The sequence below is a fragment of the Exiguobacterium sp. HVEsp1 genome, assembly GCF_002009685.1.
GTDB classification, from domain to species: Bacteria; Bacillota; Bacilli; order Exiguobacteriales; family Exiguobacteriaceae; genus Exiguobacterium; species Exiguobacterium profundum.
On sequence record NZ_KV917367.1, the window covers coordinates 2,716,273 to 2,731,630 of the forward strand.

At 49.0% G+C, this 15,358-nt stretch carries 15 protein-coding genes and 1 pseudogene; 5 read left to right on the top strand and 11 right to left on the bottom strand.

Annotation, left to right across the window (positions count from 1 at the left end; translation table 11 throughout):
* Positions 1 to 14: 14 nt before the first annotated feature.
* Complete coding sequence (locus tag BV910_RS13850; RefSeq protein WP_078147795.1) at positions 15 to 863, bottom strand: Cof-type HAD-IIB family hydrolase; 849 nt, start codon at positions 861 to 863, stop codon at positions 15 to 17.
* A 134-nt stretch (positions 864 to 997) separates the two neighbouring features.
* Here BV910_RS13850 and BV910_RS13855 point away from each other — a divergent pair.
* The 4 genes and pseudogenes from BV910_RS13855 to kynB all read left to right on the top strand — a co-directional run bounded on the left by BV910_RS13855 (position 998) and on the right by kynB (position 5,417).
* Positions 998 to 2,511: pseudogene (locus tag BV910_RS13855) on the top strand (BCCT family transporter).
* A 139-nt stretch (positions 2,512 to 2,650) separates the two neighbouring features.
* Positions 2,651 to 3,925 carry a kynureninase gene (gene kynU, locus BV910_RS13860; RefSeq protein WP_078147796.1) on the top strand — a complete coding sequence of 425 codons (1,275 nt, stop codon included), beginning with the start codon at positions 2,651 to 2,653 and terminating at the stop codon, positions 3,923 to 3,925.
* A gap of 13 nt (positions 3,926 to 3,938) precedes the next feature.
* Positions 3,939 to 4,778 carry a tryptophan 2,3-dioxygenase gene (kynA, locus tag BV910_RS13865; RefSeq protein ID WP_078147797.1) on the top strand — a complete coding sequence of 280 codons (840 nt, stop codon included), beginning with the start codon at positions 3,939 to 3,941 and terminating at the stop codon, positions 4,776 to 4,778.
* Between the two features lie 15 nt (positions 4,779 to 4,793).
* Positions 4,794 to 5,417 (top strand): arylformamidase, encoded by a 624-nt coding sequence (gene kynB / locus BV910_RS13870; protein ID WP_078147798.1) that lies wholly within the window; start codon positions 4,794 to 4,796, stop codon positions 5,415 to 5,417.
* A 478-nt stretch (positions 5,418 to 5,895) separates the two neighbouring features.
* On the opposite strand, the gene rbsB is transcribed toward kynB, so the two are convergent.
* From rbsB to BV910_RS13905, 7 genes are all read right to left on the bottom strand, one after another.
* The gene (gene rbsB, locus BV910_RS13875; protein ID WP_031421977.1) at positions 5,896 to 6,807 is read right to left on the bottom strand and encodes a ribose ABC transporter substrate-binding protein RbsB; all 912 of its coding nucleotides are present in this window, start codon (positions 6,805 to 6,807) and stop codon (positions 5,896 to 5,898) included.
* A 23-nt stretch (positions 6,808 to 6,830) separates the two neighbouring features.
* A complete protein-coding gene (locus BV910_RS13880; RefSeq protein WP_012727561.1) occupies positions 6,831 to 7,796 on the bottom strand; it encodes an ABC transporter permease subunit in 966 nt (321 codons plus the stop codon).
* Position 7,797: 1 nt separating this feature from the next.
* A complete protein-coding gene (locus BV910_RS13885; RefSeq protein WP_078147799.1) occupies positions 7,798 to 9,276 on the bottom strand; it encodes a sugar ABC transporter ATP-binding protein in 1,479 nt (492 codons plus the stop codon).
* Positions 9,277 to 9,287: 11 nt separating this feature from the next.
* Positions 9,288 to 9,677 (bottom strand): D-ribose pyranase, encoded by a 390-nt coding sequence (rbsD, locus tag BV910_RS13890; protein WP_078147800.1) that lies wholly within the window; start codon positions 9,675 to 9,677, stop codon positions 9,288 to 9,290.
* A complete protein-coding gene (gene rbsK / locus BV910_RS13895) occupies positions 9,677 to 10,561 on the bottom strand; it encodes a ribokinase (RefSeq protein WP_078147801.1) in 885 nt (294 codons plus the stop codon). The genes rbsD and rbsK overlap by 1 nt, the downstream gene beginning before the upstream one ends.
* 3 nt (positions 10,562 to 10,564) lie before the next feature.
* Positions 10,565 to 11,542: a LacI family DNA-binding transcriptional regulator gene (locus tag BV910_RS13900; protein WP_078147802.1), complete on the bottom strand. Its 978-nt coding sequence runs from the start codon at positions 11,540 to 11,542 to the stop codon at positions 10,565 to 10,567.
* Between the two features lie 107 nt (positions 11,543 to 11,649).
* Positions 11,650 to 12,192 (bottom strand): GNAT family N-acetyltransferase, encoded by a 543-nt coding sequence (locus BV910_RS13905; RefSeq protein WP_078147803.1) that lies wholly within the window; start codon positions 12,190 to 12,192, stop codon positions 11,650 to 11,652.
* Positions 12,193 to 12,266: 74 nt separating this feature from the next.
* On the opposite strand from BV910_RS13905, the gene BV910_RS13910 reads away from it, so the two are divergent.
* On the top strand, positions 12,267 to 12,713 hold the full coding sequence (locus tag BV910_RS13910) for a DUF4385 domain-containing protein (RefSeq protein ID WP_078147804.1): 447 nt from the start codon (positions 12,267 to 12,269) through the stop codon (positions 12,711 to 12,713).
* Here BV910_RS13910 and BV910_RS13915 read toward each other — a convergent pair.
* The 3 genes from BV910_RS13915 to BV910_RS13925 are packed head-to-tail and all read right to left on the bottom strand — an operon-like array spanning position 12,710 to position 15,273.
* Positions 12,710 to 13,153, bottom strand: coding sequence for a GNAT family N-acetyltransferase (locus tag BV910_RS13915; protein ID WP_078147805.1), 444 nt, complete (start codon positions 13,151 to 13,153; stop codon positions 12,710 to 12,712). The two genes, BV910_RS13910 and BV910_RS13915, sit on opposite strands and share 4 nt — an antisense overlap.
* Before the next feature lie 56 nt (positions 13,154 to 13,209).
* Entirely contained in the window at positions 13,210 to 13,665 is a 456-nt protein-coding gene (locus tag BV910_RS13920; RefSeq protein ID WP_078147806.1) for an OsmC family protein, read from the bottom strand.
* 42 nt (positions 13,666 to 13,707) lie between these two features.
* A complete protein-coding gene (locus BV910_RS13925) occupies positions 13,708 to 15,273 on the bottom strand; it encodes a GGDEF domain-containing protein (protein ID WP_078147807.1) in 1,566 nt (521 codons plus the stop codon).
* Positions 15,274 to 15,358: the final 85 nt, after the last annotated feature.

The following is a 15,358-nucleotide window of genomic DNA, read 5'->3' on the forward strand; positions in this document are numbered from 1 at the left end:
CTCCATAATCCAATTCATACATAATGCGTCAGTGCATAAGCGACCCCGTCCTCTTCTACATCCTTTGTAATATGCGTGCTCAAATCTTTTAACGGATCCACAGCATTCCCCATCGCAATCCTTGTTTCTGCCACTTCGAACATCGACACATCATTCAGATTGTCTCCGATGGCGACGACATCACGCATCGGAATCTGATAATGCTCAGCTAGCTGTTTCAAGGCTGCGCCTTTACTCGCATGAGGATGTCCGATTTCAATTTTCGTCCACCCCGCAGTCGTAATCAAAATATCGTTCCGTGGTTCATAGATTTTACGCAACCGGTGTAGCTTTCGGCGATCGAACGAATAGACAAACACCTTGTACACTTCATCTCGTGCAAAGTCGATGTCTGCCATCGAATCCATATACGTCAGACCGAATTGCTCATTTTGAATTTCAATCTCACGTTCCGCCCACTCGCGAGTGAACGATTGATCGTGTGGCAACACCTCATCGAGTTCCCGCTTCAGTAAATCACTCCCTGAACGGAGTACTTTCACTCCCGCATTCGTATAAAATTCGACGTACGCATCATCTGCGTTCGCGATTTCCCATAGCTCGTCTACAACCGTTTGATCCATCGCATGATAGTAAATTCGCTCGTTCTCATAAAACCCGATTGCTCCGTTACCTGACAAAATCGGACAGACGAGGTCACTTCGCTTCAACAGCTCCTCGATATCATGAATCGAACGTCCTGAACAAATCGTGACGATATCACCCTGTTCTTGCCGATGACGAATCGCCTCCTGGTTTGCCTTTGTAATCACGCCTGTGCGCGATAACAGCGTCCCGTCTAAATCAATCGCAATCAATTTCATATCGTTCCCTCCTCTTTGGTTCTTTTCCCGATTCAACTATACAAAACACGATGAAATGCGTCTCCTGTTTGCAATGTGGAGATTAGGGAACCGTTTATTAATGCTACATAATTTTTTTTTGAAAGGAGACATCTATGAAGGATTCTACACAAAAGCCACGTTTGAATCGCGTCTTTTACATCTCAGCAAGTTTGATCGCCTTACTCGTTCTATTCGGAGCCATTGCCCCAACATCATTCGCTTCAATCGCAGGATCTATTTTTAACTTTACAACTCGCTCGTTCGGTTGGTTCTATTTACTTTCCGTATTCTTGTTTGTGCTCTTTTTAGTCTTTTTAGCGTTCAGTAAATACGGAAAAATCCGTCTCGGGAAGGATGACGATCGCCCTCAATATCCGTTCTTTACTTGGATCGGCATGTTATTCTCCGCAGGTTTCGTGTCGGACTCGTCTTTTGGGGTGTTGCCGAGCCGATGAGTCATTTCTTTACGCCACCTTATACGGATACGGAGGCATTGACGGTCGAAGGGGCACGCCTCGCGATGGCCTATTCGTTCTTCCATTGGGGTGTCAGTCAATGGTCTGTCTTTGCGATTGTCGGACTGATCATCGCCTATTTCCAGTTTCGTCGTAATGCGGACGGGCTCATCTCGACTAGCCTCTCACCACTTATAAAAGAACGACCGTACAAACAACCGTTGAACCAGACGATTGATATTTTAGCGGTCATTGCCACCGTCATGGGTGTCGCGACGTCGCTTGGTTTAGGTGTTCTTCAAATCAATGGCGGACTGAACAGCGTGTTCGGGCTCCCGAACACCGCTTGGATGCAAGTCGCCATCATCGTCGTCTTGACCGCTCTATTTTTAACATCGACGACGACAGGGCTCGATCGTGGCATCAAGTGGTTGAGTAACATCAACTTAGGTACCGCACTCGTGTTGATGGTCTTCGTCTTCTTTGCCGGTCCTACCATTTTCATTTTAGAAACCTTGACGCTCGGTCTAGGTGACTACTTACAAAATTTCATTCGCTATAGTCTTCGTCTACAACCGTATCAACAGGGGACGTGGGTCCGGGATTGGACAATCTTTTATTGGGCATGGGCCATCGCCTGGTCCCCATTTGTCGGAGCGTTCGTCGCACGTGTCTCACGAGGACGTACCATTCGTGAATTCATCGTCGGTGTCCTCATCGTTCCTCCGTTCATTGCGCTCCTTTGGATTGCCGTATTCGGGGGCACTGCCCTACATCTAGATTTATTCGAAGGGACTTCCATCGCTGAAGCCGTCAATGCGGACGTGACGAGCGCATTGTTCGTGACGTTTGCCGAGCTCCCGTTCAGTTTTATCCTCTCCGTCTTGTCGATTCTCTTGATTTTGACGTTCTTGATCACGTCGGCCGATTCTGCCACCTATATCATCAGTAGTATGACGACGAACGGTAGCTTGAATCCGCCCCTCCCCGTTCGAATCGCTTGGGGAGTTCTGTTAGGAGGAATCGCTGCCGTCTTGTTGCTTGCGAGTGGCTTAGAAGGACTTCAAACTGCGTCGTTGATTTCCGCCTTGCCCTTCACGATTATTCTTCTGCTGATGGTGTTCACATTATTTAAGTTACTCCGACAAGAGAACGTACGAAAAATAAAATAAGCTGTATTTTTAAACGCTCGGGAAGATCCTTGAGCGTTTTTTAGTTTGACTCGCCGACATCTCGTTGTTTGTTGACTTCCTTATGTCCGATTGCTACGATTTTGACAACGTACAAGCTTTAAAGGGGGAATATGGGGAGATGAACGATTTCACACGTGCTTACGCACAACAACTAGACAAACAAGACCCGCTCGCATCGTATCGGGAAGAATTTTATTTACCGGAACACGGGATTTATATGGATGGGAATTCACTCGGTCTCTTATCGAAACGAGCCGAGCGCACACTCCTTGAATCACTTGCGGACTGGAGAGAGCTCGGGATTGACGGCTGGATGTCCGGTCGTCATCCTTGGTTCAACTTGTCTGAAGAGTTAGCCACTCTGAACGCGCCGCTCATCGGTGGAAAGCCGGAAGAAGTGATGGTCACTGGTTCGACGACCGTGAACTTGCATCAACTCGTCACATCGTTCTTCAAACCGGATGGCAAACGCACGAAGATTTTGGCAGACGCCCTCACGTTCCCGTCTGACATTTACGCTTTAAAGAGCCAGCTCGAATTGCGTGGACTAGACCCTTCTGATCACCTCGTTCAAGTCGACAGTCCGGATGGGCGCTTCTTAGTAGAAGATGACTTGATTGCCGCGATGACCGACGAGATTGCCCTGATCGTATTGCCGACTGTCCTCTATCGAAGCGGTCAGATTTTAGACATGCCTCGTCTGACGAAGGCGGCGCACGAGCGTGGGATTTTGATTGGCTTCGATGCCTGTCACTCCGTCGGTGCCATCCCTCACGACTTCCACGACTGGGGTGTCGATTTCGCATACTGGTGCAACTATAAACATTTGAACGGGGGTCCCGGAACGGTCGGGGGCTTATTCGTTCATGAACGTCACTTCGGCACGACACCGGGACTCGCCGGTTGGTTCGGTTCGCGCAAAGATAAGCAATTCGATATGGATCATACGATGACACCGGCCGAACATGCCGGTGCGTTCCAAATCGGAACACCACACGTTATGAGCCTCGCTCCTCAACTTGGTGCGCTTGAGATGTTCAACGAGGTCGGGATGGAAGCGATTCGTCAAAAATCACTCGCGCTCACGACGTATATGATGGATTTGATCGAAGAGATGCTCGCACCTCACGGATTCTTCATCGGTAGCCCGACGGACACACGACAGCGCGGCGCTCATTTGAGCCTCGAGCATCCCGAAGCGGCACGCATCTGTAAAGCGTTGAAGAAACATCACATCATCCCTGACTTCCGCGCACCGAATATCATCCGTCTCGCACCGGTCGCACTATATAATACGTTTTCCGACGTATATGACGTGATCGTGACGTTGAAGAAAATCATGGACGACAAAGAGTACGAGGCGTTCGAGAACGTCCGCGAAGTGGTCGCATAAGGGGGGAACTGTCATGAGTGAACGCACGGAACATAAAGTAGAAAAATCGATTCAAACGGATTTCTCAAAAGACATGTCGTACGGGGACTATCTCCAGCTCGACCCGATTTTATCGAGTCAGCATCGCCTTTCCGACCATCACGATGAGATGCTGTTCATCATCATCCACCAGACGAGCGAGTTGTGGATGAAGCTCATCTTGCATGAATTGACAGCAGCCACGACGGCCATCACGAACGGGGAGCTCGAGCGTTCGTTCAAGATGCTCGCCCGCGTCTCGAAGATTCAGCAGCAACTCATCCAGTCATGGGGCGTCCTCGCGACGTTGACGCCGGCCGAGTATTTAGAGTTTCGAGACCAACTTGGCTCTTCATCCGGTTTTCAGTCTTACCAAAACCGACAAATCGAATTCGCACTCGGCTTCAAAAACGCACGGACGCTCAGTGTTTACGCACACGATGAAAAACTGTATCCATTGCTCGAAGGCTCGCTACAAGCTCCTAGCATTTATGATGTGACGGTCCACGAAATGCATCGTCGGGGTCTATCGATTGATGCGAGTGTACTCGAACGTGATGTCACCCAAGATTGGGAATGGAACGAAAGTGTCGAGAAGGCATGGGGCGAGGTCTATCGCGACGTCGATACGTATTGGGACTTATATGAGCTCGGTGAAAAGCTACTCGATATCGGGAGTCAGCAACAGATGTGGCGCTTTAACCATATGAGCACCGTGGAACGCATCATCGGACAGAAGATGGGGACAGGTGGTTCGTCTGGCGTGAACTACTTGCGTCGCGTGCTCGACCATCGCTTCTTCCCAGAGCTTTGGACGGTCCGGACATCACTATAAGAGGAGCTGAATGCAATGACTTGGATTGATGTATCGCAACCACTTCACGCCGATGTTGCGACATGGCCGGGAGATACAACATTTTCATATGAAATCGCGTGGTCGATGGCAGAGAGTGGTTCGGTCAATGTCGGGAAGATGACATTGAGTTTACATCTCGGGACCCACATCGATGCACCGTTTCATTTTGACGACCACGGGAAGCGCGTGATCGACCTCGATCCGTCCCTTTATATCGGACCAGTCCGTGTGATTCATCTACCGCATAAGGTAAAGATTGAAGCGTCTGATTTGGATGGTCATGACTTGACCGGGGTCGAACGCCTCATTTTGAAGACGGATGGTTGGCCCGATAAGCGCGTCTTCCCAGAGACAATTCCTGAACTGACACCCTCTCTTGCCGATCGTCTCGGAGAACTCGGAATCTTCTTGATCGGACTCGACTTACCGTCAGTTGATGCGATTGACAGTAAAGAGATGAGTGCCCATCATGCGTTAGCACGAAATGGTGTGCATATCCTAGAAGGACTCGTTTTAGACAATATCTTACCGGGAGATTACGATTTGAATGCCGTCCCTCTCCCAATCGTCGAAGGGGATGGAAGTCCCGTTCGCGCATTGCTTCGCCCTATATTGTAAAGAGATAGCCGGAATCGGCTGTCTCTTTTTTGATTAGACAGGGATAGTCCGACGTTTGGCGAAATAGATGAGAAACTCTATTTGAAGAGAGGACATTCGATGAAGATTCTATTATTACCTGGCGGTGATGGAAAAAGACTATGGCCACTTTCGAACAATTCGAATGCTAAACAATTCATTCGTTTATTTCCTAAACAGAAATGGAACGAAACAATCAATGCTTGAAAGAGTTTACAGTCAACTAAAAATACAAGATTTAGACACTAACACTTTCATTATCACAAATGTTCAGCAAAAGGATTGTGTCATTCATCCAGTTGGTACAGATACTAATATCATTTCCGAACCAACTCGTCGTGATACAGCAAGCTATTTCAAACATATGAACAACGATACACAACTTCTCATTTCCCCATATAAATAAAAATGACCTCACGAGCTCTACCCGAAATCAAGGCATCGTGAGGTTTCTTCTTACTTATTTGATTAATTCGAGTTCGACCGGGATGTTCTCTTCCACCGTTTCACCTTTCAAGTGGTTGATGGCCGCTTCTACACCCAACTTCCCAATCTCAGCTGGTTTTTGGGCAACCGTTGCTGCCATCGTCCCACCTTCGACCGCTTTGACGGCATCATCTGTCGCATCGAATCCGATGACTTTCACGTCACTCATTCCAGCCGCTTCGAGTGCTTGAACGGCACCGAGTGCCATCTCATCGTTATGTGCGAATACAGCGACGATGTCTTTATTGTCCTGTAGGATGTTCTCCATGACCGTCAATCCTTCTGCACGGTCAAAGTTTGCCGATTGTTTTGCCACGACTTCCAATTTCCCATCGATGGCTTCGTTGAATCCTTGTCCGCGGTCACGTGTCGCAGACGCTCCTGGAATCCCCTCGAGCTCGACGACTTTTTGCCCTTCGCCTACGAGTTCGACCATGTAGTCACCCGCCAGCTGTCCACCTGCGACGTTATCTGATGCCACGTGGGCGACGACGTCCCCTGTTTCAGCGTTACGGTCTACCGTGATGACAGGAATGCCTGCATCGTTCGCTGCTTGTACCGCTGCACCGACCGCTTCTGAATCTGTCGGGTTGATGAGAATCAAATCCATCCCCTTTTGAATCATGTCTTCGACGTCGTTCACTTGTTTCGCGGCATCGTTTTGCGCGTCCGCTACCGTCAACGTCGCATCCATTTCGTTCGCCTGTTCTTCCGCGCCTTCTTTCAATGCGACGAAGAACGGGTTGTTCAATGTCGAGATAGATAATCCGATCTCATAATCCCCATCTTTCGTTTCCGTCTCAGAAGATGACCCCGGTTGTTCAGTCGAGCAAGCTGCCATCAGTACCATTGTCAGTGCGAGTAGCCAAGCTGTCCATTTTTTCATGTTCCGTTTTCCCCTTTCGTGTGTTACGCGTTTTGTCGACGATCAAGCAATACTGCAAACAATATAACTGCACCTTTTACGACGAGTTGGAAGAAAGATGATACGCCGAGAAGGTTCAATCCGTTGTTGAGCGTTCCGATGATCAGCGCCCCGATCAACGTCCCGACAATCCAACCTCGACCACCCGCTAGGCTCGTTCCCCCGAGAACGACCGCTGCGATGGCATCGAGTTCGTATGACGTTCCTGCCGTCGGTTGTGCGGAATTAAGGCGCGATGTCAAGATGATGCCTGCGAGTGCCGCAAGCATACCCGATAGGGAGTAGATCATGATTTTGACTTTATTGACGCCAATCCCCATTAATTTCGCCGCTTCTTCATTTCCACCGATCGCGTACGTGTGACGACCAAATGTCGTCTTCTTCAAGATGAAATACAGGACACCGAATGCGAGTAGCATCGTCAATGCCGGTACTGGAATGATCCAGAAGTAGCCGCGTCCGAGCATCTCGAACCAACCGGAATTTCCGAGACCCGTAATCGGTCGTCCGTCTGTATAGACGAGCGTCAAGCCCCGATAAATGGTCATCGTAGCCAATGTCGCGATGAACGGTGCCACTTTCCCGTACGTGATGACCGCCCCGTTAAAGGCCCCGAGAACGGCACCTGCAATCAAGCCGAGTGCGACGGCCATAACCGCATGTTGACCGTCCACCATCATGCCTGCCACTAGTGCAGAAGCGAGCGCCAAAATCGACCCGACCGATAAATCGATTCCCCCTGTCAAGATGACAAACGTCATCCCGAAGGCAATCAAGGCATTGATCGACACTTGGCGGAGTACGTTAAAGATATTATTTAATGATAAAAATCCTGGTTCGAGCGCCGTCACGACGACAACAATGACGAGCAGACCAAACAGCGGTCCTAGTTTTTGCCCCCATCCGAGTCGACCCGGGCGCTTCAGTCCGGTCGTTGCTTTCAATTCCATATCATTGCCCTCCTGTCGCATACGTCATTACTTTTTCCTGTGTCGCCTCATCTTTCGTGAGCGTCCCGGTCACCACACCTTCTCGCATGACGACAATCCGATCGCTCATCCCGAGTACTTCCGGTAAATCAGAAGAGACCATGATGATGGCGACGCCTGATTCCGCGAGATCGCTCATGATGTTGTAAATCTCTTTCTTGGCACCGACGTCGACGCCTCGGGTCGGCTCATCCAAAATCAAGACGTCTGGTTCGACACCTAACCATTTGCCGAGCACAATCTTCTGTTGATTCCCACCAGACAACGACTTCACTTTTTGTTCCATCGAATGATGTTTGACCCGCAATTTTTGTAAGTATGTCTCGGCGAACGTCTCCTCCTGTTGTTTCGAGATGACAGACCCTTTTGCTCGTTTATCGAGTGTCGGGAGCGACAGGTTTTCTCTTAGCGAGAAATCGAGGAGTAAGCCTTCCCCTTTTCGGTCCTCTGTCAAAAATGCGATGCCGTGCTTGATGGCGTCGGCCGGAGTTTTGATTCGAATCGGTTTCCCGTTCAGTTTGATGACTCCCCCTTTGTGGGTGTCTGCTCCGAATAAGGCACGCATCACCTCGGTTCGTCCCGCTCCCATCAATCCGGAAAACCCGACGATTTCTCCGGCACGGACGTTGAACGATACATTGTGGAACCGGTTACCGATTAAATCATCCACCTCGAGTACGACGTCCCCAAGTGTAGCGGTACGTGTCGGATAGCGTTCCCCAATCTCGCGACCGACCATATCGCGCACCGTTTCCTCAAATGAGGTGTCCTGAATCGTACGAGTCGAAATGGATTGTCCATCCCGAAGTACCGTGATTCGGTCGCATAAGTCAAAAATCTCTTCCATTCGGTGTGAGATATAGATGATGGACACGCCTTGATCTCGTAAGGCACGAGACACGGCGAAGAGCGCCTGGATTTCGCGATCCGTCAAGGCGGCTGTCGGTTCATCCATGACGATGACCTTCGCATCTGTCATGAGCGCCTTGGCAATCTCAATCATCTGTTGCTGACCGACCGATAAGTTGCGTGCCACTTCATCGACATCCATGAAAACGTTCAATTCAGCCAAGTATTCTCGAGCACGTCTTGTCATCTCCTGCTGTTTGACCATCCCGAACGGTCCTGTCAGCTCTCGACCCAAAAATAAGTTTTCTGTCACCGTCATCTCCGGTAAGATATTGAGCTCCTGATGGATGAAGGCGATGCCTTCTTGCTCCGCTTCTTTTGGGTGCTTGAATTGACGTTTCGCGCCGTCGATGAGAATCTCACCTTCATCCTGCGCATGCAGACCGGTCATCACCTTCATCAATGTCGACTTTCCGGCCCCGTTCTCGCCCATAAGCGCATGAATTTCTCCAGGCAACAGTTCGAAATCGACTCCTTTTAAGACGGAGACTGGTCCGAACGACTTATGGATGCCTTTCAACTGAATATGCATCGAATCCCCCCTTAAAAAATGACCCCGGCGTGTAAGATGACGTTGGCGTAAGGTGTCGCTTCTCCAGTTCGAATGACCACTTTCGCTTTTGCGACCTCTCGTTTGAAGTCTTCATGTGAACACATGTCGATGCTCGCGTATCGTTCTTTCAGTGAATCCGCAATCGTCGGATTATGTGTGAGGATTTCCTCGGCAATTGTGATGCGCTCGACGACCAAATCCGATTCGACGACATCGAGCACCTCAAGAAAGGAAGGGTCGCCGATGCGGAGACTGAGGTCGACCCGCTTGACCCCGTCTGGAATCGGTAACCCGCAATCGGCGATGACGACGCGATCCGTATGCCCGAGGTCGGCAAAGACCTTTGCTAGATGACTATTCAAAATTCCTTGTTTTTTCATCACACGCGCTCCAATCGTTGTTGTACGTCTTGCCGTGTCGGCATACCACCTTGTGCCCCAAAGCCTTCGACGCTCATGCCGGATGCGACCACGGCAAACCGTACGGCCGTCTCCAAATCATCTTGTTCGATGAGGGAGACAGCGAGCGCACCGTTGAACGTGTCACCAGCTCCTGTTGTGTCGACGACGTTTGCTCGGATGGCTGGCACATGCCGCACGTCTCGTCCGTCGTGGAATCGAACACCATGGACGCCTTCCGTGACGAGTAACTTGTTCGGATAGCGTTTGAGAACATCATCTACGGATATTCCGTTGAATAAGTCACGGCACTCATGTTCGTTCGGCGTCAAGTATGTGACGTTTTCAATCACTTCTGGTGGAAGCGGCTGAGAAGGTGCCGGATTGAGCAGCACTGGGATTCCTTTCGCTTTACAGTAAGAGGTCACTTGCTTTACCGTCTCGATTGGAATTTCGAGTTGGAGGAGCACGAATGCCTGCTCGTCAAGAAGGTGTTCGAGTTCCTCATCCGTGAAAACGACTCGTTTGTTCGCCGATTGGACGACGACGATCGAATTATCTTCCTCAGCTAATACGATATGGGCCGTACCCGTCACTTCATCCCGTATGATTTGAACATGTGTGACATCGACATCGTGTCGTTTGAAGTTTTCAACCACCTGTTGTCCGAACGGATCACTTCCCACGCAACCGACCATCTGTACAGTGCCGCCTAACTTGGAAGCAGCGACTGCCTGGTTCGCACCTTTCCCCCCTGGAACGGTACGGAACGATTCACCGATAACCGTTTCTCCAGCTTGTGGACGTTTGTCGGACGTGACGACAAGGTCCATCGATATACTGCCAATGACAACAATGCGTTTCATTCTTTATCTCTCCTTCCGCTTTGTCGTGTGTCGTTCAAGTAACGTGACCGGTAACAGCATTTCTCTCGGTCGTGTGTCTTTCTTCTCAATCAAATCGAGCAATCGCTCGGTCGCGAGTCGTCCCATCTCATAGATTGGCTGGACGATGGTCGTCAGCGGCGGAGACGTCATCTCGCCTAATTCGATTCCGTCATATCCGATGACCTGTAGCTCTTCTGGGACACGAATGTCTCGACGGACTGCTTCCTGTAATACGGCGGCTGCAATCACATCGTTCGCTGCAAAGATGCCATCGAACGGCCACGCATGATCGAACAGTTCTTGAGACGCTTTCAAGGCGTCTTTGAACGTGAACGTGGACTCGGTCATTCCGACGAGCTTCTCTCCCGCTACTTCGACAAATCCTTCAGTTCGACGTTTGACCGTCTTGAGATGATCCGGTCCGGCAATGTGTGCCAGTCGTGTCGCACCATGTTGTAACAGCGTGTCGGCCGCCAACTTTCCACCCTCATATCCATCTGATACAACGGCGTCGATCCCCACTTTTACGATTCGGTCTAGTGCGACCATCGGTAAATCCAACGTCTCGTAATTCGGATTGTGCGAATGATTTGTGGTGATAATCAGGCCATCGACGTGCATCGTTTGCAAGGCGACTAAATACGTCTGTTCTTTTTCAAGTTGTTCATCCGTGTTACATAAGACGACTTGATACCCATGTTGATTGGCGACATCTTCAATCGCCCGAGCCAGCTGTGGAAAGAACGGGTTCGTGATATCTGGCATGATCAGTCCAATCAAATTCGACGATTTTTTATAGAGCGAACGAGCGACTCGGTTCGGCGCGTAATTCAGTTCCGCAATCGCCTTTTCGACCGCTTCTTTCGCCTCTTCGCTCACATATCCGCTTTTATTCATGACGCGTGATACGGTCGCCACTGAGACGTTCGCATGTTTTGCTACTTGCTTGATGGTCGCCATTTGACATCCTCCGTTCTGGAAACGCTTACAAAACCATCTTAATGTGTAACCGGTTACATATCAAGGGATTTTTATGATTTCATGAAAAAACACATTGAAATCGTGCTTCAATGTGTAGAGAACGTCGGATTTAATTGGACATGGACGAGGTTTTCTACCGTTTGTCCGTCGAGCCGGGTCAATTCTTGTGTTTTCGTGAACGCATAAGTGAACCCACACTTCTCAACGACGCGTCGCGATTGGTCATTGAAGCTGAAGTAGCTGCACCAAATCCGTTCTAGTCCTAACGCTTCAAATCCGAATCGGATCATCGCCTGAACGGCTTCTGGTACGTAACCATTTCCCCAATAATCTGGACTGAGCACATAACCGATCTCACGCTGTGCATCATGTTGAATCGACGGGTCTGGTCTTCGGTCGTGTAACCCGATGCTACCGATTACTTGCCCGGTCTCTTTCAAGACGATAGCCCATACATCTGCTTCCTCGATAAACAGTTGAATGACGTCCCTTGTTTCTTCAATCGATTCATGAGGTGCCCAACCGGCCATCGGTCCGACTCGCTCATCTTTTGCATAATGATACATATCCTCTGCGTCCTCTAGCGTAAATGCTCTTAAGACCAACCGTTCTGTCTCTATCTTGATCATATAAACCCATCCTTTTCCTTCAACTTGTTTCCTCGACCGACCTAATGGGAAACGTTAGGCGAGGAGGAATGAACATGCCATTTGACTATGATTTAAATTTTGATGAAATCGACTTCCGAAAGCAACCCGAACTGTACCGGGTCGGTCGTGGCGAACAAGGTGTGCTACTCGTCGAACCGTATAAAAGTGAAATTTTGCCTCATTGGCGATTTAAGACGCCCGAGATTGCGAAGCAATCTGCTGAAGAAATTATGGAATTGTTTGAAGCGTATCGCGCGAATGACGATTTCGTCGGGATGGACATGGCCCGAAAGTTCATCCAGATGGGCTACACTCGGGCCCGACGCTATGCCAATTATAAAGGCGGTCGTAAATATAAAGAAGACGGTGACCTCCATGAGCGCGAAATCGACGAAGAGAAGGCAGAGTCTGCTCGCATCTTCAAAACGTATTGGGATCAACTTCGTGCCGATGAGGATTATTTACGACGTAAAAAGGCACATCAAAAACAATATGGTTAATCGCGCACCATCACTTTAAACGGGGTACCATTCCGCTCGAATGATGTGATGGTGCGAAATCCGACCGTATCGTATAGATGAATCGCTCGTTCGTTAAAAGCGGCGACGGTCAAACGAAGCGGTTTGCCCCGTTCCATCGCTCTCTCCATGACGTACGTCACAAACAATCGGCGATGTCCTTTCCCCGTCAAATCGGGTCGCATCCCCAACCCGATATCCGTAAATTCTAAACAATACGGATATGTCGAATTGGGCACTTGAGCCGGGGAACCGATGCAATAAAATCCAATCAGCTCATGCTCCTCTACAATCACCTGATACGTCATCAACTCGGCGATTCCCTCTTCAGAAGGTGATTGATTATAGAAGTCATAAGGAGCTCCATAGGTCCATTCTTGAATTTGACATGCCCATTCACGCGTCATCGGTCGGTGATGCATTCGTCTTCCCTCCGTACTCTTTTCTCGATTTCTATGTAAAAAAGATGAGGTTGCCCTCATCCTAATTTTCGAGTCCATTCTGCCGTCATCGCTACGTCTGCTGCATGCATGAGATTATGAATTGGACAACGTGCCTCGACAGCCTTCCTTAATGCTTCGATTCGCTCATCCGATTCGGTCGTATCCAATACGATTTTCATATGTGTCGACTCAAAGTAAGTTCGGACACCTTCCATCCCTTGGAATCCTCGAGGATCGAGCGTCCCTTCTGTTACAAACTCGACCCCTTCATACTCAAAGTTCAAATCCTGGGCGGCATAGGCAATCATGATGGTCGTACAGGACGACTGGGCACCGAGAAGATACTCGAGTGGATTCGGTCCCTTGTTCGTCCCACCGAGTCGTTCTGGCTCATCCACGATAAATGGGGTGTGATCGCCTACACGCACAGTCGTCTTAACGCCTCCGGCTTCTCCTTCGGCTCGCATCGTTACTAATGGTCTTTCTGACATGTTGCATCCTCCTCTCCATAATCAAACACTACTATTTTCCCTTTATTTCGGACCATGTAACGCCTCGTCATAGATGGCGTAATCATTTTTTCCATCTTGCTTGATCTGATACATCGCTTGATCCGCTTTATGGATCAACGTGTCTAAATTTGTTCCTTGGTCGGGAGCATGACTGACCCCAATACTCGCACGGATTGGAATCGTCACATCGGACGTGTGGTAAGGGTTTTGATTTAACATCATCTGAAGTTCGTGAATAAATGCAAGCACTTCCGATTCTGTTAAATCCACTAAATAAATATAAAACTCATCCCCGCCAACACGAGAGGCCAAGCCAACGTCTCGTGTCGACGCTTCCAGCAATCCACCCAAATGAGTTAAGAAATAATCTCCAATCTGGTGACCGTACGTATCATTGACTGCTTTAAAACCGTCCAAATCAATAATCAATAAAGACAGCATCGAGGAACTAAGCAACGCCTGGTCTGCGCGTTCATAAAATGCACGTCGGTTGGCCAACTTCGTCAGTGGGTCATGATAGGCAAAGAATCGGATTGTTTGCTCGGCCTCTTTAAACGAGTGGACATCCCGAATGATAATCATCCCGTGAATCGTGCGGTCGATATCGACAAAATCCCCATCAATGACAACGTAAAGCTCTTGCCCAGATTTCGTCATAATCTTCGTTTCGAATTCTATAAACTTTTTACGTGTCCGAACATGTTGGTGATAGTGTTCCACCCATTCTGCTTTTTTCTTTTCTGGCAACAAATCGACGAAGCGTTCATTCACGACACGGACCGTATGAAACAATGTTCGCGCAGCAGGATTCGCACTTTCCACTTTTCCATCGGGATCAATCAATAAGATGGCAGATGGATTCAAGTTATACAGTGTCCCAAATCGTTTCACGTAAGAGGTCAAGAAATCTAAACGATTCATCGCGATGACCAACGCGACTGCCCAAACGAGTCCTCCATACATATAAGAGTACGGCGGAATGAACCCGCGGAATTGAAAATAACCGAAGACAACATCCCACAACAATACGACATTCGCCGTCCAAAAGAGCATGCGCAACACGCGTTGGTGCTCTCTTCGTTCTGCACGTTTGAGGGCATAAAAAATGAGCCCGATGATCAAGATGTGAAAGATGTTACCGACGGTCAACGTAATCAAATACGATGAATTGAACTCGGGATAAATCCATATCCCCACTTGCTCAAACTGTTGACTGTTGATGATATTCTCCTGACGGACATACGTCAACACAACAGGAATCAATGGTAAATAGACGACCCATGGATACAACCACTTCGGTGCCTTTGCGCCGACGCCTGTGATACTTAATATGAAATGAACAGAGAAGATAAAAATGAAAATCCCAGCGTTCCCAAACCAATAGGCAATGAGTGCCGGACTGTATTCAATCGGCGATAGATGGCGGACAAATTCAGCCAAGAAGAGCATCGAATAACCGAACACAAACAGGCTCAGCAAACGATGCTCGACTTTATTCGGATTTCGTTGAAAGACATCGAGTGCTAAAAAGCCGAGTAAAAATGACGGCAACAAATAGACCGCCAGATAAATGAACATCTCGGTCATGCGGAACCTCCTCACCTGTTCGTATTCTTCTATTTCGTTATCCTGCGTTCTTTTCCCTCTTTAACGCGACAAAAAACGGGATGGT

Bases quoted from the DNA above. Each gene is read 5' to 3' on its own strand.
- BV910_RS13910 (WP_078147804.1), top strand. From the start codon at position 12,267: ATGCCATTTGACTATGATTTAAATTTTGATGAAATCGACTTCCGAAAG.
- BV910_RS13905 (WP_078147803.1), bottom strand. From the start codon at position 12,192: ATGATCAAGATAGAGACAGAACGGTTGGTCTTAAGAGCATTTACGCTA.
- BV910_RS13925 (WP_078147807.1), bottom strand. From the start codon at position 15,273: ATGACCGAGATGTTCATTTATCTGGCGGTCTATTTGTTGCCGTCATTT.
- BV910_RS13900 (WP_078147802.1), bottom strand. From the start codon at position 11,542: ATGGCGACCATCAAGCAAGTAGCAAAACATGCGAACGTCTCAGTGGCG.
- BV910_RS13885 (WP_078147799.1), bottom strand. From the start codon at position 9,276: ATGCATATTCAGTTGAAAGGCATCCATAAGTCGTTCGGACCAGTCTCC.
- kynU (WP_078147796.1), top strand. From the start codon at position 2,651: ATGAACGATTTCACACGTGCTTACGCACAACAACTAGACAAACAAGAC.
- kynB (WP_078147798.1), top strand. From the start codon at position 4,794: ATGACTTGGATTGATGTATCGCAACCACTTCACGCCGATGTTGCGACA.
- BV910_RS13920 (WP_078147806.1), bottom strand. From the start codon at position 13,665: ATGTCAGAAAGACCATTAGTAACGATGCGAGCCGAAGGAGAAGCCGGA.
- BV910_RS13880 (WP_012727561.1), bottom strand. From the start codon at position 7,796: ATGGAATTGAAAGCAACGACCGGACTGAAGCGCCCGGGTCGACTCGGA.
- BV910_RS13850 (WP_078147795.1), bottom strand. From the start codon at position 863: ATGAAATTGATTGCGATTGATTTAGACGGGACGCTGTTATCGCGCACA.
- rbsB (WP_031421977.1), bottom strand. From the start codon at position 6,807: ATGAAAAAATGGACAGCTTGGCTACTCGCACTGACAATGGTACTGATG.
- rbsD (WP_078147800.1), bottom strand. From the start codon at position 9,677: ATGAAAAAACAAGGAATTTTGAATAGTCATCTAGCAAAGGTCTTTGCC.
- BV910_RS13915 (WP_078147805.1), bottom strand. From the start codon at position 13,153: ATGCATCACCGACCGATGACGCGTGAATGGGCATGTCAAATTCAAGAA.
- rbsK (WP_078147801.1), bottom strand. From the start codon at position 10,561: ATGAAACGCATTGTTGTCATTGGCAGTATATCGATGGACCTTGTCGTC.
- kynA (WP_078147797.1), top strand. From the start codon at position 3,939: ATGAGTGAACGCACGGAACATAAAGTAGAAAAATCGATTCAAACGGAT.